Source organism: Cyanobium sp. T1B-Tous, from assembly GCF_024345475.1.
Classification (GTDB): Bacteria; Cyanobacteriota; Cyanobacteriia; order PCC-6307; family Cyanobiaceae; genus Cyanobium_A.
In genome coordinates this window covers 1-18119 of sequence record NZ_JAGQBE010000016.1, presented here as the reverse complement: position 1 = coordinate 18119, position 18119 = coordinate 1, and the positions used below count along the sequence as shown (strand labels likewise).

The 18119-nt window shown below is 63.9% G+C and carries 18 protein-coding genes, 2 tRNA genes and 3 rRNA genes; 13 read left to right on the top strand and 10 right to left on the bottom strand.

The annotated features are described in order from the left end of the window. Positions 1 to 10 precede the first annotated feature (10 nt). On the bottom strand, positions 11 to 301 hold the full coding sequence (locus KBY71_RS05875; protein WP_254928018.1) for a ribbon-helix-helix domain-containing protein: 291 nt from the start codon (positions 299 to 301) through the stop codon (positions 11 to 13). A gap of 73 nt (positions 302 to 374) precedes the next feature. Here KBY71_RS05875 and KBY71_RS05870 point away from each other — a divergent pair, with 73 nt between their 5' ends. From KBY71_RS05870 to KBY71_RS05850, 5 genes are all read left to right on the top strand, one after another. Beyond that, positions 375 to 689 (top strand): hypothetical protein, encoded by a 315-nt coding sequence (locus tag KBY71_RS05870; RefSeq protein WP_254928017.1) that lies wholly within the window; start codon positions 375 to 377, stop codon positions 687 to 689. 99 nt (positions 690 to 788) lie between these two features. Beyond that, positions 789 to 1055: a hypothetical protein gene (locus KBY71_RS05865; protein WP_254928016.1), complete on the top strand. Its 267-nt coding sequence runs from the start codon at positions 789 to 791 to the stop codon at positions 1053 to 1055. A 254-nt stretch (positions 1056 to 1309) separates the two neighbouring features. Next, positions 1310 to 3031 carry an ABC-F family ATP-binding cassette domain-containing protein gene (locus tag KBY71_RS05860; RefSeq protein WP_254928015.1) on the top strand — a complete coding sequence of 574 codons (1722 nt, stop codon included), beginning with the start codon at positions 1310 to 1312 and terminating at the stop codon, positions 3029 to 3031. 121 nt (positions 3032 to 3152) lie between these two features. Beyond that, positions 3153 to 3365: a hypothetical protein gene (locus KBY71_RS05855; protein WP_254928045.1), complete on the top strand. Its 213-nt coding sequence runs from the start codon at positions 3153 to 3155 to the stop codon at positions 3363 to 3365. 135 nt (positions 3366 to 3500) lie between these two features. Continuing rightward, a complete protein-coding gene (locus KBY71_RS05850) occupies positions 3501 to 3728 on the top strand; it encodes a hypothetical protein (protein ID WP_254928014.1) in 228 nt (75 codons plus the stop codon). Here the strand turns inward: KBY71_RS05850 and KBY71_RS05845 are convergent. Further along, positions 3725 to 4882, bottom strand: coding sequence for a trypsin-like peptidase domain-containing protein (locus tag KBY71_RS05845; protein WP_396095079.1), 1158 nt, complete (start codon positions 4880 to 4882; stop codon positions 3725 to 3727). The genes KBY71_RS05850 and KBY71_RS05845 overlap by 4 nt on opposite strands. Positions 4883 to 5048: 166 nt before the next feature. Between KBY71_RS05845 and KBY71_RS05840 the strand changes: the two genes are divergently transcribed. Genes KBY71_RS05840 through hrpB form a run of 4 tightly spaced genes read left to right on the top strand, consistent with a single transcriptional unit; the run spans position 5049 to position 8506 of the window. Next, positions 5049 to 5180, top strand: coding sequence for a hypothetical protein (locus KBY71_RS05840; protein WP_254928012.1), 132 nt, complete (start codon positions 5049 to 5051; stop codon positions 5178 to 5180). Positions 5181 to 5226: 46 nt separating this feature from the next. Further along, positions 5227 to 5532, top strand: coding sequence for a DUF2973 domain-containing protein (locus tag KBY71_RS05835; protein WP_254928011.1), 306 nt, complete (start codon positions 5227 to 5229; stop codon positions 5530 to 5532). A 43-nt stretch (positions 5533 to 5575) separates the two neighbouring features. Next, a complete protein-coding gene (locus KBY71_RS05830; protein ID WP_254928010.1) occupies positions 5576 to 5959 on the top strand; it encodes a hypothetical protein in 384 nt (127 codons plus the stop codon). Between the two features lie 18 nt (positions 5960 to 5977). Continuing rightward, a complete protein-coding gene (hrpB, locus tag KBY71_RS05825) occupies positions 5978 to 8506 on the top strand; it encodes an ATP-dependent helicase HrpB (protein WP_254928043.1) in 2529 nt (842 codons plus the stop codon). Here hrpB and KBY71_RS05820 read toward each other — a convergent pair. Continuing rightward, a complete protein-coding gene (locus KBY71_RS05820) occupies positions 8497 to 9264 on the bottom strand; it encodes an HAD family hydrolase (protein ID WP_254928009.1) in 768 nt (255 codons plus the stop codon). The two genes, hrpB and KBY71_RS05820, sit on opposite strands and share 10 nt — an antisense overlap. A 55-nt stretch (positions 9265 to 9319) precedes the next feature. Between KBY71_RS05820 and KBY71_RS05815 the strand changes: the two genes are divergently transcribed. The 4 genes from KBY71_RS05815 to KBY71_RS05800 all read left to right on the top strand — a co-directional run bounded on the left by KBY71_RS05815 (position 9320) and on the right by KBY71_RS05800 (position 11613). Next, complete coding sequence (locus KBY71_RS05815; protein WP_254928044.1) at positions 9320 to 9616, top strand: hypothetical protein; 297 nt, start codon at positions 9320 to 9322, stop codon at positions 9614 to 9616. Continuing rightward, positions 9613 to 10794, top strand: a complete 1182-nt coding sequence (gene xseA, locus KBY71_RS05810) for an exodeoxyribonuclease VII large subunit (RefSeq protein WP_254928042.1) — start codon at positions 9613 to 9615, stop codon at positions 10792 to 10794. The genes KBY71_RS05815 and xseA overlap by 4 nt, the downstream gene beginning before the upstream one ends. Positions 10795 to 10797: 3 nt before the next feature. Continuing rightward, positions 10798 to 11067: an exodeoxyribonuclease VII small subunit gene (locus KBY71_RS05805; RefSeq protein WP_254928008.1), complete on the top strand. Its 270-nt coding sequence runs from the start codon at positions 10798 to 10800 to the stop codon at positions 11065 to 11067. A 126-nt stretch (positions 11068 to 11193) separates the two neighbouring features. After that, positions 11194 to 11613: a DUF2834 domain-containing protein gene (locus KBY71_RS05800; RefSeq protein WP_254928007.1), complete on the top strand. Its 420-nt coding sequence runs from the start codon at positions 11194 to 11196 to the stop codon at positions 11611 to 11613. 35 nt (positions 11614 to 11648) lie between these two features. On the opposite strand, the gene KBY71_RS05795 is transcribed toward KBY71_RS05800, so the two are convergent. From KBY71_RS05795 to KBY71_RS05765, 7 genes are all read right to left on the bottom strand, one after another. Next, a complete protein-coding gene (locus KBY71_RS05795) occupies positions 11649 to 12002 on the bottom strand; it encodes a hypothetical protein (RefSeq protein ID WP_254928006.1) in 354 nt (117 codons plus the stop codon). A gap of 21 nt (positions 12003 to 12023) precedes the next feature. Further along, positions 12024 to 12932: a YihY/virulence factor BrkB family protein gene (locus KBY71_RS05790; protein WP_254928005.1), complete on the bottom strand. Its 909-nt coding sequence runs from the start codon at positions 12930 to 12932 to the stop codon at positions 12024 to 12026. A gap of 130 nt (positions 12933 to 13062) precedes the next feature. Continuing rightward, a 5S ribosomal RNA gene (gene rrf / locus KBY71_RS05785) occupies positions 13063 to 13179 on the bottom strand. 111 nt (positions 13180 to 13290) lie between these two features. Further along, positions 13291 to 16166: ribosomal RNA gene (locus tag KBY71_RS05780) — 23S ribosomal RNA — on the bottom strand. A 461-nt stretch (positions 16167 to 16627) separates the two neighbouring features. Next, a tRNA-Ala gene (locus tag KBY71_RS05775) sits at positions 16628 to 16700 on the bottom strand. A gap of 9 nt (positions 16701 to 16709) precedes the next feature. Continuing rightward, a tRNA-Ile gene (locus tag KBY71_RS05770) sits at positions 16710 to 16783 on the bottom strand. A 255-nt stretch (positions 16784 to 17038) separates the two neighbouring features. Next, positions 17039 to 18119 (bottom strand): 16S ribosomal RNA (locus tag KBY71_RS05765); the annotation flags it as partial.

The following is an 18119-nucleotide window of genomic DNA, read 5'->3' as shown; positions in this document are numbered from 1 at the left end:
CATCCAGCCGTCAGGCCGGCCGGTGCAGACGGAGCCGGCGCGGCGCTCCGCGCAGGCGCTGGGGCTTCTGAGCCTGGCGCTGCTCCAGTCCCTGGCGGAACAGGGCCACCCCTGCGCCGCCCAGCTGGGCCCGTTCCAGGCGTTCAACGCCCTGCTGGATCAGCACCTTGGCCATGTTGCTGACGGTGCGCGACTCGGCCTCCGCCAGATCCGCCAGACGCTGACAGAGCTCCTCAGGCAGCACCACCTGGATGCGAGGGGACTTGGCCTTGCCGCTGGAAGAGGTCTGCCGGGTCGCCACGGATCGATCGGGGGGAGAGGACTACCGGATACCTCAGAGTGTACTGAGATGCGCAAGGGTAGTATCCACGACTATGCTGAGGGCATCCATCCCATCGGAGGTGCACCCCGTGCCCCGTTCCTCCACCCCCTCCAAGCCAGCCAGCCGCAAGCGCCGCACCGCCGAACGCAGCGACGTCCTGGTGTCCGCCGTGATCAGCACCTACCTGCTCACCCACCTGCACCACGTGCTGCAGCGGGCTGAATACGGCGCCCAGCAGGAGGGCCGCCAGGCCCTCGCCGCCAACTACGCCGAACTGCGCAAGGTGCTTTGCCTGGATGCCCGCAGCATGGAAGATGCCTCAGCCTGCGGCACCCCCGAAACCAGCGACAACCGTCGCGCCGCCTGATCGAGCTCCACCCCGACGGCAAGCCAGTGCAACCAGGTTTTGCCGTCAGGATTCAGGCGCAGTGGAAAGACTTAGGCTCGGCTTAATCAGCTGTCTGAAATGACCGCCAGCAACGTCGGCGCCGGACGTCCGCTCCACGCCAGCCATGCCGCCGAGCTTTACGGACGGATCAGCAGCGACCACGCCCTGACCCAGGCCCTGTTCCGCCAAGCCCTCCAGGATCCCCAGGGTGCGGTGCGCCGGATCGTGGAGCTCGGGCAGGAGTTCAACCTGCCGGTCACGCCCCAGGAAGTGCGCAGCCACATCGTGAGCCTCGACGACAGCGAGAGCAAGCAGTGGTTGCTGAAAGCCCGCGGCGGGCTCTGAGCTGCGCAGCCTTTGCGGGCGCTGATCTTGGCCCCCGCCGGCCCAACTGAAGAACAGCCAATAACTGACGATCGCCAGGCCAGCTGCAACCACCAGGGCTGCCACCTGCTCAAGGCGTTTGATCATCTCCGGCAGCCGGGCACGTGAAGACGAGTCTGCACGCGCCAGGGCCCTACGGGCCGCCCCCTGAGCAGGGATGATGGTTCCGAGCTGCTGGAGCGGCTCCGCACCACCCCCTCCCCAGCCCTGACTCCGTGCTCCGCCTCGAACGCATCGGCAAGATCTATCCCACCGGTGAGGTCCTGCGCGACGTCACCTGGGAGGTCAAAGCCGGCGACCGGATTGGCCTGGTGGGCGTCAATGGGGCGGGCAAATCGACCCAGATGAAGATCATCGCCGGGCTGGAAGAACCCAGCAGTGGCCTGGTGGTGAAACAGGGTGAACCGCGGATCGCCTATTTGCAGCAGGAATTCGACGTGGATCCGGCCCGCACCGTGCGGGAGGAGCTGTTCCAGGCGTTCGGGGAAGCGGCCGAAGTGCTGATCCGCCAGCACCAGGTGGAGCACGCCATGGCTGAGGAGAAGGCCGCCAACGACCCCGACCATCTCGATGACCTGATCCACGAGCTGGGCCGGCTGCACAGCCGTTTCGAAGCCCTGCACGGCTACGAGCTCGACGCCCGCATCGACAAGCTGCTGCCCACGATCGGCTTCACACCCGAGGGGGCCGAGCAGCTGGTGGGGGATTATTCCGGCGGCTGGCAGATGCGCATCGCCCTGGGCAAGATCCTGCTGCAGGAGCCGGATCTCCTGCTGCTCGACGAACCCACCAACCACCTGGACGTGGAGACGATCCAGTGGCTGGAGGGCTACCTGGTCGAGCAGACCGCAGCCCTGGTGGTGATCAGCCACGACCGCACCTTTCTCGATCGGGTCTGCAACCAGATCGTGGAGACCGAACGGGGGGTGTCTCGCACCTATCTGGGCAACTACAGCCAGCACCTCGAACAGAAGGCCTTGGAGCGGGAAGCCACCCAGGCCGCCTTCGAACGCCAGCAGAAGGAGCTCGGTGCCCAGCAGGCCTACATCGACCGGTTCCGGGCCAGCGCCACCCGCTCCACCCAGGCCAAAAGCCGCGAAAAGCTGCTCGACAAAATCGAACGGGTGGAGGCCCCGATCGAGGGCGTCAGCGGTCCACGCTTCCGCTTCCCGGACGCCCCCCGCTCCGGGCGCCTGGTGGCGGAAATCCGGGATCTCAGCCACAGCTACGGCGACCAGATCCTGTTTCTGGGGGCCGAACTGGAGGTGGAGCGGGGCGACCGCATTGCCTTCGTCGGGCCCAATGGGGCGGGCAAATCCACCCTGCTGCGCCTGATCATGGGAACGGAGCTGCCCGCGGAGGGCCTGGCCCAGCTCGGGGAGCACAACGTGGTGGCGGGCTACTTCGAGCAGAACCAGGCCGAAGCCCTCGACCTCTCCAAAACCGTGATCGACACGATCTTTGAGGCGGTGCCCGACTGGACCCAGACCCAGGTGCGCTCGCTGCTGGGCAGCTTCTGCTTCTCGAACGAGAGCGTGTTCAAGGAGGCCGGCAAACTCTCGGGTGGCGAGAAAGCCCGGCTGGCCCTGGCCTTGATGCTGCTCTCCCCCTGCAACCTGCTGGTGCTGGATGAACCCACCAACCACCTCGACATCCCAGCCAAACAGATGCTGGAAGACGCCCTGATCGACTACGAGGGGGCGGCCCTGCTCGTGAGCCACGACCGCTATTTCATCTCCCGGGTGGCCAATCGGATCGTGGAAATCTGCGATGGCCAGCTGGTGCTCTACCGGGGCGATTACGCCTACTACCTCAGCAAGAAGGAGGAGGAGGCCGAGCTGGCGCGGGCAGCCCGGGACGCAGCCCACAAGGCGGCCAAACGGGCGGCCAACAAATCCAAGCAGAGCTCCCGCAAGGCCCAGGCCAAGGCCGGCTGAGCCAACGTTCCACCCCGGGCCTACACACAACTTCACCGTTGCTTAGGCAGGAAGACTCATTTCCCTGGTGTGTCCGGTTTGGTGTGCATAGGCTGACAAGACGTCGCCGGAGCAGGAGATCATGGGATTTGCACACATGGGCACAGGGAACTTCGGCCATGGGGCCATGGGCTTCGAAGCCGCGGGTTTTGAGCCCATGGGCCAGGGCCTCCAGGCCGAACAGGCCCAGGCCGGTGACGCCCTTGAGGTGTACTTCGAGTGCATCACCACCTGCTCCCTGGACGACGGAGCCTGTGTGACCCGCTGCGTCGAGCAACTGCGCGAGCAGCCCTGAAGCGACGCCAAGGCCGCGGGAGGGCGACCCCCAGAACAGCGATCCCACACAGAGAGCCCGCCCTGTTGCAACCGCTACGCACGCAAATGAAACACTTTGTAGCGTTAGGGGATCCACAGAGCCAAGCGGTGCGCCATGTCGGAACCACTCGCCCTCAGCCTCGGCCAACAATTTGAGCTGGAACGGATGAGCCGGGCCATCGAGGCCACCGCCGACCTGCAGACCCTTCAGGGGATCGCCAAGCAACTGCTGCAGGCGTGGCACAGCCAGAAGGCGGCCACCCAATGGGTGATGCGCCAGCAACTCGGAGCACCACCCCAGATTGCCCCCAGCCTGACCCAGCAGTGGGGCCAGGAGGCTTAGCGGGGGGCCAACGGGGCCGGCACCACGGTCACCGACAGCAGCCGGCCAGCCCGATTCACCGTGAGCGGCAGGCTTCCGCCCACCCCTGCCCGCTCAACCGCCGCCACCAGCTGGGCGGGGCTGGCGATGGGCTGACCCGCCACCGCCACAATCACGTCCCCCTGCTGGAGGCCAGCCCGCGCCGCCGGGCTGCCGGGCTGCACCGACATCAGCCGAACCCCCTGGCTCAGGCCTGAGCCATCGCCAGGCTTCACCCCATCAAGGCCCACGCCGATCATCGGATGGCTCACCTTGCCCGTAGCAATCAGCTGGCGGGCGATCTCCCGGGCCCTGTTGATGGGGATCGCAAATCCCAGGCCTGCCCCCGGTCCCGTGCGCACCAGGGTGTTGATGCCGATCACCTCGCCCTCGGCATTGAGCAGGGGACCGCCGGAGTTGCCAGGGTTGATGGCCGCATCCGTCTGAATCAGGTCCAGCCGCTTGTCGGTGATCCCGAGCTTGCTGGCGTTGCGGTTGAGACTACTGATGATCCCCATCGTCACGGTGTTGTCGAGGCCGAAGGGGTTGCCCACCGCAATCGCCCATTCCCCCACCTGGAGCAAGTCGGAGTTGCCGAGGGGCGCCACGGGCCAAGGGCCTGCGCTCGCCAGTTTCACCACCGCCAGGTCGGTGAGGGGATCCAGTCCCACCACCGTGCCCTCCACCCGCCGTCCGTCCTGGAGACCCACCGTCACCCGGTCGCTCTTCTCCACCACGTGGGCATTGGTGAGGATCAAGCCATCGGCCTGAACGATGAAACCACTGCCCTGGCCGCGCTCCTTGCGCTGGGAAGGCTGCTGCTGCAGCTGGGGCATGCCGAAGAACTGACGGAAGAGGGGATCGTTGAGCAACCCCCGCGGCAAGCCGCCGCTGCCCCCACCCGGCACCACCACGGTGCGCTCGGTGTCGATGGTCACCACCGCCGGGCCGGCACGACGCACGGCAGCGGCCACAAAGGACTGCCGGGCCAGGCCCGCCCCGACCGCTCCCTGGGCCCGGGCAGCGCCCGCTCCAAAGCCGACACCGGCCGTGCCGAGCCAGGCGCCCGATGGCAGCAGCAGACCTGCGGCCAGCACACCGGAGCAAACCCAGGAGCGGGTGCGCGATCCAACCATCGTCATGGAGCACAACTGTCAAAAACCGTACGCAGCCCGGGCGCCCCTGCCCAGGCCGGTTGACCACCCCTGGGACCGCCCCCTGGAACCGCCCCAGCACCGCCCAACCCGCGAGCCACGCCCCGCCAAAACAAGACCTAAGCTGCGTAAAGAATCTCAACAATTCATGGACACCGGTCGGCTGCTGCTCGCGTTTCTGACCTTCGGCGCAGCCTGCACCACCCTGTGGGCCTGGATGCTGGCCAATAGCGGTGCCAATGCGACCGGCGCTTCCGTCTCCCCCCGGATCAGGCAATGATGGGATTGCGGCTCGACTCTCCTGATCTGCGGCCAGCCCCCCGGCCATGAACGCCTTGCTCTCCCAGCTCTTCCCCCTGCTCTACGGAGCCTGCTTCCTGGCCCTGCTCTGGCAGGCGTTCAAGGTGATGGGTCAGGGCTTCAAAGCCATTCCTCGACCCGGCGACCAAGGTGCCGCCGGATCAGGCCTCGCCAGTCAGCCCCAGGTGCAGCCCAACAGCGATCGCACCGGCCGACTCACGATCCACCCCGAGCTGCTGGATGCGGATGGTCAGCTCACCCAGGAAGACCTGCTCACCGTGCGGTTTAGCGGGGACAACGAACAGCCGGCTGTCCCCGGTGACCCCAGCTGAATAGGCTCACCGTTGAGCACGTGCTTTTCAGCGGAGACAGACGGTGGATCAACGGACCCGAATCGTGGCTGCAGTGCTGAGCAATCTCAAACTGCCGCCCCGTTTTCGCCTCAAGCTGATCAAGGAGGATCCGATCCGGCTCGAGCTGAGCATCACCCCGGCCTACGGCAAGGACCCCATCCTGGTGGGCCTGGTTGAATCCCAGGATCTGGTGGCCCGCCGGGATCGTGAGGGCCGCATCCCCCGCGACCTGCAGGGCACCTGGGACTGGACCGTCCGCCATGGCAAGGTCAGCACCGGTGGCTGGAACCCCTACCTGAAAGAAGCCCTGCAGACGATGTTCGAGACCGGACTGCCGGCGATCGTCTATGAGGAACTCACCGGTGAGGGGTACCACCCGGTGGATGGCGTTCGCCACGTGCGCTGAGGCCCCACGCCGACGCCCCTGCCGATCGATGGCCTGCTCGGGCCGCTGTGCGAGGCCTGCGGCCCTGGAGCCACGGTGCTGCTGCAGGCACCACCGGGTGCCGGCAAAACCACCCGCGTCCCCCTCGCCCTGATGAACGGCCTGGGCGCCGGCCGCCCCGCAGCCCCCAGGATCTGGATGCTGGAGCCCCGCCGGCTGGCCGCCAAGGCGGCCGCCCAGCGCCTGGCCAGCGAGCTGGGCGAAGCGCTGGGCCATCGGGTGGGGTACAGCGTGAGGCTGGAGTCGTGCACCTCGGCAGCCACCCGAATTGAGGTGCTCACCGACGGCCTGTTCCTGCGACGCCTGCAGGCCGATCCCGCCCTGGAAGGGCTCGACTGCCTGATCTTCGACGAGTTCCACGAACGGGGCGCCGACACGGACCTGGCCCTGGCCCTGGTGCGCCAGGCGCGGGAGCTGCTGAATCCCGACCTGCGGCTGGTGGTGATGTCCGCCACCCTCAACCTGGCTCCGCTGGCCCAGCAGCTTCCCGAAGCCACCGTGCTCACCAGCGAAGGGCGCAGCCACCCCGTCACCATCACCCACCAGCCCCCGCGTCCTCACGAGCGGTTGGAGCAGCAGGTGGTGCGGGCCCTCGAGCAGCACTGGCTCGACCAGCGTGGGGATCGGGAGACCGTGCTGGTGTTCCTGCCTGGGCTGCGGGAGATCCAGGCCTGCAGTCGGGCGATCACCGCCACCGACTGGGGCGGGGAGGGCATCGCCTGTGTGCCCCTGCACGGCAACCTCTCCCTCGAGGCCCAGAGCCGCGCCATCGAGCCCGCCGGCCAGGGCACCGGCAAGGTGGTGCTGGCCACCTCCATCGCCGAGAGCTCGCTCACCCTGGCCGGCGTCACCCTGGTGCTCGACAGCGGCCTCAGCCGCCGCAACCGCTTCGATCCCGGCAGCGGCCTCGACGGCCTGGTGACCCTTCCCGCCAGCCTGGCCAGCGCCGAGCAACGGGCCGGCCGCGCCGGGCGCCTAGCCCCAGGCCGCTGCCTGCGCCTGTGGTCGCCCGCAGAGCAGCAACGGCGTCCGTCCTTCGACCCCCCGGAACTGCTGGAGGTGGATCCCCTGCCCCTGGCCCTGCAACTGGCCCAGTGGGGCGACCCCCTCGGCAGCAGCCTGGCCTGGCTCGACCCACCCCCAGCGTCCCCCCTCCAGGACGCACGCCAACGGCTCGAGCAGCTCGGCGCCCTTGCCCCCCAGGGCCGTCTGACGGCCCATGGCCAACGGTTGGCCACCCTTGGGGTGCATCCGCGCCTGGCCCAGCTGCTGCTGCTGGGTCAGGCCATGGGGGCCTTGGATCTGGCCTGCGCCCTGGCGGTGCTGCTCAGCGAGCGGGATCCCCTGAACCGCCAGGACGCCGGCAGTGATCTGCTGCGCCGGGTCGACTGGCTGAACCAGGAGCGGCCTGCCGACAGCCGGCGACGCCAGCTGCGCCAGCTCCAGGCCCAGCTGCGCCGCCAGGTCCGCCAGCTCAACCCGCAGCCCCCCCAGGCCGAGCCAGCCCCGGCGACGGTCGCTGCCGAGCTGGTGGCCGCCGCCTACCCGGAACGCCTGGCCCTGGCGCGCCCAGGCCGGCCGGGCCGGTTTCTGTTGAGCAGCGGGCGCGGCGCCGTGCTCCATCCCGACGACCCCCTGGTGGCCTGCCCCGCCCTGGCCGTGGCCCAACTGGATGGGCAAGGGCCGGAGGCCCGCATTCAGCTGGCGGTCCCCCTCGATCCGGAACACCTGCGGGAGCTGGCCGAGCAGCCGGGCGGCCAGGGGCACAGCCAGGTGGAAGCCCGCTGGGATGGCGAGGCACTGCGGGTGCGTTGCGAGCGCAGCCTGCGCCTGGGGGCCCTGGTGCTGGAGCGGCGCCCCTGGAACGATGCCGACCCCGACCTGATCCGCGGCGCCCTTCTGGACGGCTTGCGGGACTTGGGACTGGAGGCGCTGCCCTGGGACCGCCCGAGCCGGCAGCTGCAGCAGCGCCTGACCCTCGCCCACCAGCACCTGGGGGAGCCCTGGCCCGACCGCGCCCCCACCCGGCTGATGCAGGAGCTCGACAGCTGGCTTGGCCCCCACCTGGACGGTCTGCGCAGCCGCGACGACCTGCAGCGCCTGCCCCTGGGCGAAGCCCTCTGGGGCGATTGCCCCTGGGCCCTGCGGCGGGAGCTGGAACGGCTGTTACCCGTGGCCCTGCCCGTACCCTCCGGCCGCCAGGTGGGCCTCGACTACAGCGGGGGGCCGCCGGTGCTGGCGGTGAAATTGCAGGAACTGTTCGGAGCCCGCACCACCCCGACGGTGCTCGACGGCCGGTTGGCCGTCACGGTGCATTTGCTCACGCCAGCGGGAAGGCCGGCGGCCATCACCCAGGACCTGGCCGGCTTCTGGGAGCGGGGCTATCCGGAGGTGCGCAAGGAGCTGCGGGGGCGCTACCCCCGCCATCCCTGGCCCGAGGATCCCCGCCAGGCCCAGGCCACCGCCCTCACCAAAACCAGGCTGCAGCAGCGGGGCGCTCAGATCTGAGCCAGGAGATGGCCAAAGCCGAAGTGGTGCAGGCCTTCACAGATGCCCGCGCAGCCTGACGCCCGGGCCCCATAGGTGCGGGGCAGGTGTTGAGCTTTGGCCCGCAGGGCTGGCTCGGCATTGCCCACCATCACCCCCGCCAGGCCCGTCTCGAACATGGCCAGGTCGTTGAGGCTGTCACCGGCGGTGACCACGAGGGTCGGGTCGATCTCCAGGGTGTCCAGCAGGGCCAACAGGGTGCTGCCCTTGTTCACTCCGGCCGGGAGCACATCGAGGTAGCGGTTGTCGGACAGCAGACAATCGACGCCATGGGCCTCCAGCTCGGCGATCAGGCCGTGGTCAAAGGAATCGGGGTCGTAGTAGTAGGCGAGTCGCCGCTGGCTGCTGATCGGCTGGGCCGACACGCCGGCCGCCCCGGCCATCACCGTGAGCACCCGATCCGGCTTCCCCTGCCAGCGGGCCTCGATCGGATCCACCGCCAGGGGCAGGGGCTTCAAGCTGGCGCCACAGGCCACGGTGCAGCCCACATCGCCGATGACGAGGTGGGGGGCCCGCAGTCCCATGTGCTCGTCCTCCACCAGGAGGCGAGCCACGGAAGTGAGGTCACGGCCGGTGCAAAACACATGCAGCACCCGGCTGCGCTGCTGCTCGAGCCAGGCGTAGAAGCGGCGCCGCTCCCCCAGGGACCCGCCCAGCAAGGTGCCATCCAGGTCGGTGACCAGCACCAGCTCCGGTTGCTGGGGCAAGGGCGCCGACAACTGGGCCTGCAGGCGACTGCGAAGGGACGGACCGGACGGCTGGGGGAGACCGGGGATGGCTGGGATCGCAGACCCCTCCTGCCTAGGGGAGGCGCCGATCCCTGTCAAGGCCAGGCCAGGGATCGGCAGGCCCGTTCGGAGCTGGGCCAGACTGCTGATCTCCGGTGTTGCCCGCTTGGCCCGCTTCTACGTCAACAACCGCCGGGATGGCTCCAGGCTGCTGAGCAGTGCTCTGGTGATCTGCGTTGCCGGCCTGATCCGGATCGACCACCCGGTCGGGCAGGCCGTCGCCCTGCTGGCGGGACTGGTGAGCCTCTACTGGTGGCGCTGCTACCGCCAGCTCTCGTCATGAACGGAGCGGCGGAGGGCCCTGCGTTTCCGCGCTACAGCGTGGCCGAGCTCAATGGCGCCGTGGCCAGCCTGCTGGAGCGGGGCTTTGCCCCCCGCTTCCTGCTGGATGCCACCGTCAGCCGTCCCCAGCTCAAGAAGGGCCACCTCTGGATGACCCTGGTCGACGACCAGGCCTCCATCTCCGCGGTGGTGTGGGCCTCCCAGCTGGACAAGCTGACGTTCCGTCCCGAAGACGGCGACGGCGTCGTGGTGGTGGGCAAGCTCAATTTCTGGAGCAGCCGGGCCACCCTCTGTGTCCAGGCACTCGACATCCGGCCCAGCCTCACCAGCGTGCTGCGCCAGTTCGAAAAGGTGAGCCAGCGGCTGGCGGGCGAAGGCCTGCTCGACCCCAGCCGCAAACGGGCCTTGCCCCCCTTCCCGCGCCGCATCGCCCTGCTCACGAGCCGTCCCAGCTCGGCCCTCGCGGACATGCTGCGCACCGCCGCGGAACGCTGGCCCGCCACCTCCATCCTGGTCGTGCCGATCCCCGTCCAAGGGCCAGTTCAGGAGCAGATCTGCCAGACGCTGATCGAGGTCGAGCGGCAGGCTGAAGCCCTGGGCCTCGACGCGGTGGTGATCGCCCGGGGCGGGGGCAGCCGTGAGGATCTGGCCGTGTTCGACAACGAAACCCTGGCCCGCTGCCTGGCCCGCTGCCCCCTGCCCGTGGTGAGCGGCATCGGCCACGAGGACGACACCACCGTCGCGGACTTGGTGGCCGACTACCGAGCCGCCACCCCCACTGCCGCCGTGGTGGCCCTGCTACCCGATCGCAGCCTGGCCCGCCGGGAGTTGCGCCAGCAGGCTGGCCATCTGCGGCAGGTGGTGCGGTTGCAGTTGCAGGGCCAACGGGAGCGGCTCAACCGTCACCAGGAGCAGCTGCGGACCCTCCACCCCCGCCAGCTGATCGGGGCCCGACGCCAAGCCCTCAGCCATGCCCGCCAGCTGCTGCAAGCCCTGTCGCCCGACCACCAACTGGCCCGCGGCTACAGCCTGCTGCGCCGTTCCGACGGGACGCTCGTGCGCTCACTCAGCCAGCTTGGGGTGGGCCAAACGGTGGTGGCGCAGCTAGCCGATGGGCACGCCGACCTCCAGGTGCGCGAGATTCACCCCCTCGCCGTTGCGGCCTCCACCGAAGCCTGATCCATGCCCAAAAAGGTCCAACCCGCCGCCGACCTGACCTACAACGAGGCCCATACCGCGTTGCAGCTGACCCTGGCCGCCCTGCAAGCGAGCGACCTCGACGTGGAGGAGCTCACGGACCTCTATCGCCAGGCCCGCACCTATCTCGAACGCTGCGACACGGTGCTCAGCGCAATCGAACAGGAGGTGCTGTTGTGGGACGACGCGCACCAGGGGGGAGCCCTGGTGGCCGATGGGGGCTCGGAGGATTCAAAGTTGAGGCCCAGCCCGTAAATCCCTGAGAGCCTGAGTTCCTGAAACCGTCAGTCCATAAGAGCGTGGGTCCATAAGAGCGTGAGCCGATAAGAGCGTGAATTCCTGAGCCCGCGATCCCTCTCGCAATCACCCACTACTCCAACCATGAGCCAAGAGCCCCAGCCCCAGCATCCGCCAGACACCTCGCCATCCCCCAGCGTTTCATCGCCAGCCACGCTGAATCGAGGTGGCAAAGTCCAATGGCTCTACCTGGCCCTGGCCGTCGCCGGCGCCGTGCTGCCCTGGCTGGCCAACCTCGACTTCATTGGCACCACGGGAGGGAGCTTTGATCTGGGCCTGTTCGTCCAGCTCGCCAACGCCAATCCCGCCGCAAGCTCCCTCTCCCGCGACCTGGCCATCGGTGCCACGGCGGTCGTGATCTGGATGGTGCAGGAGAGTCGGCGGCTGCAGATGCGGGGGTTGCCCTGGGTGCTGCTGAGCTGCGTGACGGTGGCCTTCGCCTTTGGAGCGCCCCTCTTCCTCTACCTGCGGGAACGCAGGCTCCAAGAATTGGCCCGTGGGTGAGGCCAAGCCCTCCGATCGTCTGGGGCTCTGGGCCCTTAGCGATCCGGGCTGGTGGGGTCGGCGTCCACAACCTGAACATCGATGGTGACGTTGCTGACATCGAGTTGGTCATCGCCGGGCTCAGCAGGACTCGCTCCAGCCAGGGGGCTGCCGCAGGCGGGGCACTGGTCGGTGGCCATGCTCGTGAAGCCACAGGCTTCGCACGTGCGCAGCCGCCGCTGAATCACCTGCCAGGCCACAAAACCAGCAGCGCCCAACAACAACGGAAGGAGCAGCAGAACCAAGGTGAGGCCACCGACAAGATCGAGCAGAAAACGGCCCGCCGGGCCTGGAGCCAGCAGCAACACAGCAGCCAGCAGCAGCCAGATCCAGGTGTTCGAGCGCTGCATCACAGCTGGCCGGGACGGCCCTCAGGGTGCCTCCATCCTGACGCGGGGACGTCGATCCAGGACGACGCACAAGCACTGGCCGTAGTAGAGGATCACCCCCACCAGCCAAACCCAAAGACTGAGCACCAAAATCCCTCCCACCAGTCCATAGGCCTGAAAACGAACCCCGAGGGTCACCAGAACCCTGCCAAGCACGAGGTTCAAGAAGGTGAGGGAGCCACCGATCAGTAGGGCACCCGGGATCAGGGGCCTCCAGGGAATCCGCCGCGAGGGCAACACCCACAACAGCAACAGGGAGGCCCCAATCGCCAGAGCCAGGGCAATCACCAGGTCGAGTCCCCAGGACACGGGCTGTTGGAACTGTTCCGCCCAGGGCCACAGCGCCAGCGCCCATTGGCGCAAACCCGACGACCCCAACAGACGCATGTTGGTGAACGCCTGATCAACAACGATCAACAGAGCAAACAGCGACACCAGACCAAAGGCCTTGAGGCGGAGCTGGAGATAGCGCCACACCAGGGCCTTCCACGACAACCCCTCAAAGCCAAACGGGCGATTCCACCACAAGCGGTCAGCCCCGCGCTGCAAGGTCAGATAGGCGTTGCTCGCCGTCAACACCAGCACGACAACACCCAAGACTCCGGCCCCGAAACCCTGCCGCAAAAAAGCCGACAGGGTGGCCGAAAAGACGGGCATCACCGACACCGGCAACACCTCCGAAACCAGATCAATCAGTCGCTCGTACAGGCCCTCATCACGACCCAACAGCTTGGACGCCAGGGACATGGCGATCAGCACCATGGGGAAGAGCGACTGCAGCCCGTGGTAGGCGAATGCGGCACTCAGATCGACGCAATCGAGCCGCAACCACAATTTGTAGGCCCGCCAAAAGGGCTTCAACCGCCGGCTGGCAGGCAACAAGTCAGCCAACGTGAAGCGCCCATTGGATGTCGACAGACCGTAGCCAAAGCCAACAAAAAAGCCACCCTCTCGGGTGGCTTCTCTTGCTTCAGCTCACAACATCTAAGCAGTGATCTGAAAAGATTGGAATGAATGTTTTACCTGGCATCGAGCTATTTTCTCAGGGGGCTACCCCCCAAATATCGTCGCCGCTGCAGCGTTTCACAACCGAGTTCGAGATGGATCGGAGTGGTTCCACTGCGCCATGGACACCAGGATAGTTCATTCCCAGGTTGAACCCTGAGAACTGCATAGGCTAGAACAACAAGGACCTTCTCAGATCTCTGCTGAACTTCTGGAAATAAGCTTTTTGTTTAGAGCTCGAGTTGTGGTCAAGCCCTCGGTCTATTAGTACTCCTCTGCTTCACGCATTACTGCGCTTCCACATAGAGCCTATCAACGGGTGTTCTTCCCGTGACCTTACTGGCTAACGCCATGGGAATACTCATCTTGAGGTGGGCTTCCCACTTAGATGCTTTCAGCGGTTATCCTCTCCGCACATGGCTACCCAGCGTTTACCGTTGGCACGATAACTGGTACACCAGAGGTGCGTTCCTCCCGGTCCTCTCGTACTAGGGAGAACTCCTCTCAATATTCCTGCGCATGCACCGGATATGGACCGAACTGTCTCACGACGTTCTGAACCCAGCTCGCGTACCGCTTTAATGGGCGAACAGCCCAACCCTTGGGACCGACTTCAGCCCCAGGTTGCGATGAGCCGACATCGAGGTGCCAAACCTCCCCGTCGATGTGAACTCTTGGGGGAGATCAGCCTGTTATCCCTAGAGTAACTTTTATCCGTTGAGCGACGGCCCTTCCACGCAGAACCGTCGGATCACTAAAGCCGAGTTTCCTCCCTGTTCGACTTGTAGGTCTCACAGTCAAGCCTGCTTCTGCTTTTACACTCGTCGGCTGATTTCCAACCAGCCTGAGCAGACCTTTGCGCGCCTCCGTTACCTTTTAGGAGGCGACCGCCCCAGTCAAACTGCCCACCTGATACTGTCCAGTCCCCGGATAACGGGTGACTGTTAGAACCCTAGCTCTGAAAGAGTGGTATCTCACCGTTGGCTCACATCGACCCGCAAGCCGATGATCAAAGCCTCCCACCTATCCTGCGCATTCAGAGCCCGGGCACAATACCAAGCTACAGTAAAGCTTCATAGGGTCTTTCTGTCCGGGTGCACGTAGTCCGCATCTTCACAGACAATTCTATTTCGCCGAGCCTCTCTCCGAGACAGCGCCCAGATCGTTACGCCTTTCGTGCGGGTCGGAACTTACCCGACAAGGAATTTCGCTACCTTAGGACCGTTATAGTTACGGCCGCCGTTCACCGGGGCTTCAGTCGCCAGCTTCGCTTGCGCTGACCAGCTTCCTTAACCTTCCGGCACTGGGCAGGCGTCAGCCCCCATACATCGTCTTGCGACTTAGCGGAGACCTGTGTTTTTGGTAAACAGTCGCCTGGGCCTCTTCACTGCGACCACCTTGCGGTGGCACCCCTTCTCCCGAAGTTACGGGGCCATTTTGCCGAGTTCCTTAGAGAGAGTTACCTCGCGCCCCTCGGTATTCTCTACCACCCCACCTGTGTCGGTTTCGGGTACAGGCCATGATGCCTTAACGGGTATAGGGCTTTTCTTGGAAGCTTGACGTCACCAACTTCGCTGCCGTAGCAGCTCGCACTCACGCCTCAGCTCAAACCGTTTTCGCCGGTTCTCAACGCCTCGAACGCTTGGACCAGTAACCAACATCTGGCTTGGCTAGCCTTCTCCGTCCCCCTTCCCAAAACATCACAGGTACAGGAATGTTGACCTGTTGTCCATCGACTACGCCTTTCGGCCTCGCCTTAGGTCCTGACTAACCCTCCGCGGACGAGCCTGCCGGAGGAACCCTTAGGGTTTCGGGGCATGGGATTCTCACCCATGTTTTCGCTACTCAAGCCGACATTCTCACTTCCATGCAGTCCACGCCCGCTTACGCTAACGCTTCACCCCACATGGAACGCTCCCCTACCATTTAACAAGTTAAATCCGCAGCTTCGGTACAATGCTTAGCCCCGTTCATTTTCGGCGCAGGATCGCTCGACCAGTGAGCTATTACGCACTCCTTTGAGGATGGCTGCTTCTAGGCAAACCTCCTGGTTGTCTGGGCAATCCCACCTCCTTTATCACTCAGCATTGATTTGGGGACCTTAGCTGGCGGTCTGGGCTGTTTCCCTTTCGACCATGGAGCTTATCCCCCACAGTCTGACTGCCTAGTTACACACAGGGTATTCAGAGTTCGTCTCGATTTGGTACCGCTCTCGCAGCCCGCACCGAAACGGTGGCTTTACCCCCCTGCTGGAGCACTAGACGCTACGCCTCAACGTATTTCGGGGAGAACCAGCTAGCTCCGGGTTCGATTGGCATTTCACCCCTAACCACAGCTCATCCGCTGATTTTTCAACATCAGTCGGTTCGGACCTCCACTTGGTATCACCCAAGCTTCATCCTGGCCATGGTTAGATCACCCGGGTTCGGGTCTATAAACACTGACGATCGCCCTATTCAGACTCGCTTTCGCTATGGCTCCACCATTCCCGGTTTAACCTGCCAGTGCCTATAAGTCGCCGGCTCATTCTTCAACAGGCACACGGTCACCCGATCAGTCGGGCTCCCATTGCTTGTAAGCTCACGGTTTCATGTTCTATTTCACTCCCCTCCCGGGGTTCTTTTCACCTTTCCCTCGCGGTACTGTTGCGCTATCGGTCACACAGGAGTACTTAGCCTTACGAGGTGGTCCTCGCAGATTCACACGGAATTTCACGTGCTCCGTGCTACTCGGGATACAGCTAGGCCAACTTTGTTTTCGAATACGGGGCTTTCACCCTCTGTGGCGCGCCATTCAAACGCTTCTTCTAACTCCGTTGGTCCACGTTGCTGTCCCACAACCCCGATGGTCGAAACCATCGGTTTAGGCTCTTCCCCGTTCGCTCGCCGCTACTCAGGGAGTCGTTTTTACTTTCCTTTCCTCCAGCTACTAAGATGTTTCAGTTCGCTGGGTTGGCTCGTGCCGCCCTATGGATTCAGGCGGCCGTTCTAAGGGTTGCCCCATTCGGAAATTCCCGGATCAAAGCGTGTTTCCAGCTCCCCGAGACTTATCGCAGGTAACCACGTCCTTCATCGCCTCTGTGTGCCAAGGTATCCACCGTGAGCCCTTTGTAGCTTGACCAAATTAAACTCCCAGTCCTTCAGGCTGTTGAAGCCTATTCTCTCTAGATTCACCTACAGCTTAGAAACCTGATTTCTCAGATTCTTCCCTGCGGTTTGAATACCAGGATCAAACTCCCAAACCCTCGGCGGGCTCAGAAGAAAACTGGAAGCTCTCGGCTCTAAAAACTCAATAGAATTTTCTTGATTCCACACCAAGCTCTCTCCATTGCTGGAAGTTACTCGGCTTAGAATCAAGCATCCATGAGATGCTTTATTTCCAAACTCACCTATGCAGTTGTCAAGGTTCTGCTGATCCTCCAATGCCTCCTGTCTCCAGAACGCATTGAGTCCAGCATCGTGACAACTTGATCTACAATCAAGAATGACACGAGGCTGGAGTCTTTTGACTCAGCGTCAACCATCTAAATCACCTCACCAGCAACTCCTTTTCATTCGCTGCTTGGGGCACACATCATTGGATGGAGGTTAGCGGACTCGAACCGCTGACATCCTGCTTGCAAAGCAGGCGCTCTACCAACTGAGCTAAACCCCCAAACACGAATGGGCCATCCTGGACTTGAACCAGGGACCTCACCCTTATCAGGGGTGCGCTCTAACCACCTGAGCTAATGGCCCAGGAGTTGTTGCCGCATCCAGCTCGCCTTTCGGCTTGCCAGTTCAGCACTCGCATTGCTGCTCGTGCTCTCGGCTTTACCCTCTGTGGGGTGACCTAGACAAAGTTTAGGAACTGAAATTGATTCGTAAGTCTCCAAACTGATTACTCAGCTCTTCTCTTACCCTCAAGTTGAGGTACCGATCGACCTTCGAGATGACAGGATCATGGCCTGAGAATAAAGTACTCAGACATCACGATCAGGTATTGTCTCCCTGTTAGGAGGTGATCCAGCCGCACCTTCCGGTACGGCTACCTTGTTACGACTTCACCCCAGTCATCAGCCCCACCTTCGGCATCCTCCTCCACAAGGGTTGGAGTAACGACTTCGGGCGTGGCCAACTTCCATGGTGTGACGGGCGGTGTGTACAAGGCCCGGGAACGTATTCACCGCAGTATGCTGACCTGCGATTACTAGCGATTCCTCCTTCACGTAGGCGAGTTGCAGCCTACGATCTGAACTGAGCCACGGTTTATGGGATTTGCTAGCTCTCGCGAGTTTGCTGCCCTTTGTCCGTAGCATTGTAGTACGTGTGTAGCCCAGGATGTAAGGGGCATGATGACTTGACGTCATCCACACCTTCCTCCGGTTTATCACCGGCAGTCTCTCTAGAGTGCCCAACTAAATGCTGGCAACTAAAGACGTGGGTTGCGCTCGTTGCGGGACTTAACCCAACATCTCACGACACGAGCTGACGACAGCCATGCACCACCTGTCACTGCGTTCCCGAAGGCACTCCCTCGTTTCCAAGGGATTCGCAGGATGTCAAACCCTGGTAAGGTTCTTCGCGTTGCATCGAATTAAACCACATACTCCACCGCTTGTGCGGGCCCCCGTCAATTCCTTTGAGTTTCACACTTGCGTGCGTACTCCCCAGGCGGAACACTTAACGCGTTGGCTACGACACCGAGGGGGTCGATTCCCCCGACACCTAGTGTTCATCGTTTACGGCCAGGACTACAGGGGTATCTAATCCCTTTCGCTCCCCTGGCTTTCGTCCATGAGCGTCAGTTATGGCCCAGCAGAGCGCCTTCGCCACTGGTGTTCTTCCCGATATCTACGCATTTCACCGCTACACCGGGAATTCCCTCTGCCCCTACCACACTCTAGTCTTACAGTTTCCATCGCCGAAATGGAGTTGAGCTCCACGTTTTAACGACAGACTTGTAAAACCGCCTGCGGACGCTTTACGCCCAATAATTCCGGATAACGCTTGCCACTCCCGTATTACCGCGGCTGCTGGCACGGAATTAGCCGTGGCTTATTCATCAAGTACCGTCAGATCTTCTTCCTTGATA

What these genes read in the sequence shown, in the direction of transcription:
- KBY71_RS05870 (WP_254928017.1), top strand. Translation starts at nt 375, where the DNA reads ATGCTGAGGGCATCCATCCCATCGGAGGTGCACCCCGTGCCCCGTTCC.
- KBY71_RS05815 (WP_254928044.1), top strand. Translation starts at nt 9,320, where the DNA reads ATGGCTGGGATCGCAGACCCCTCCTGCCTAGGGGAGGCGCCGATCCCT.
- KBY71_RS05805 (WP_254928008.1), top strand. Translation starts at nt 10,798, where the DNA reads ATGCCCAAAAAGGTCCAACCCGCCGCCGACCTGACCTACAACGAGGCC.
- KBY71_RS05795 (WP_254928006.1), bottom strand. Translation starts at nt 12,002, where the DNA reads ATGCAGCGCTCGAACACCTGGATCTGGCTGCTGCTGGCTGCTGTGTTG.
- xseA (WP_254928042.1), top strand. Translation starts at nt 9,613, where the DNA reads ATGAACGGAGCGGCGGAGGGCCCTGCGTTTCCGCGCTACAGCGTGGCC.
- KBY71_RS05835 (WP_254928011.1), top strand. Translation starts at nt 5,227, where the DNA reads ATGAACGCCTTGCTCTCCCAGCTCTTCCCCCTGCTCTACGGAGCCTGC.
- KBY71_RS05800 (WP_254928007.1), top strand. Translation starts at nt 11,194, where the DNA reads ATGAGCCAAGAGCCCCAGCCCCAGCATCCGCCAGACACCTCGCCATCC.
- KBY71_RS05850 (WP_254928014.1), top strand. Translation starts at nt 3,501, where the DNA reads ATGTCGGAACCACTCGCCCTCAGCCTCGGCCAACAATTTGAGCTGGAA.
- KBY71_RS05865 (WP_254928016.1), top strand. Translation starts at nt 789, where the DNA reads ATGACCGCCAGCAACGTCGGCGCCGGACGTCCGCTCCACGCCAGCCAT.
- KBY71_RS05855 (WP_254928045.1), top strand. Translation starts at nt 3,153, where the DNA reads ATGGGATTTGCACACATGGGCACAGGGAACTTCGGCCATGGGGCCATG.
- KBY71_RS05845 (WP_396095079.1), bottom strand. Translation starts at nt 4,882, where the DNA reads ATGGTTGGATCGCGCACCCGCTCCTGGGTTTGCTCCGGTGTGCTGGCC.
- KBY71_RS05840 (WP_254928012.1), top strand. Translation starts at nt 5,049, where the DNA reads ATGGACACCGGTCGGCTGCTGCTCGCGTTTCTGACCTTCGGCGCAGCC.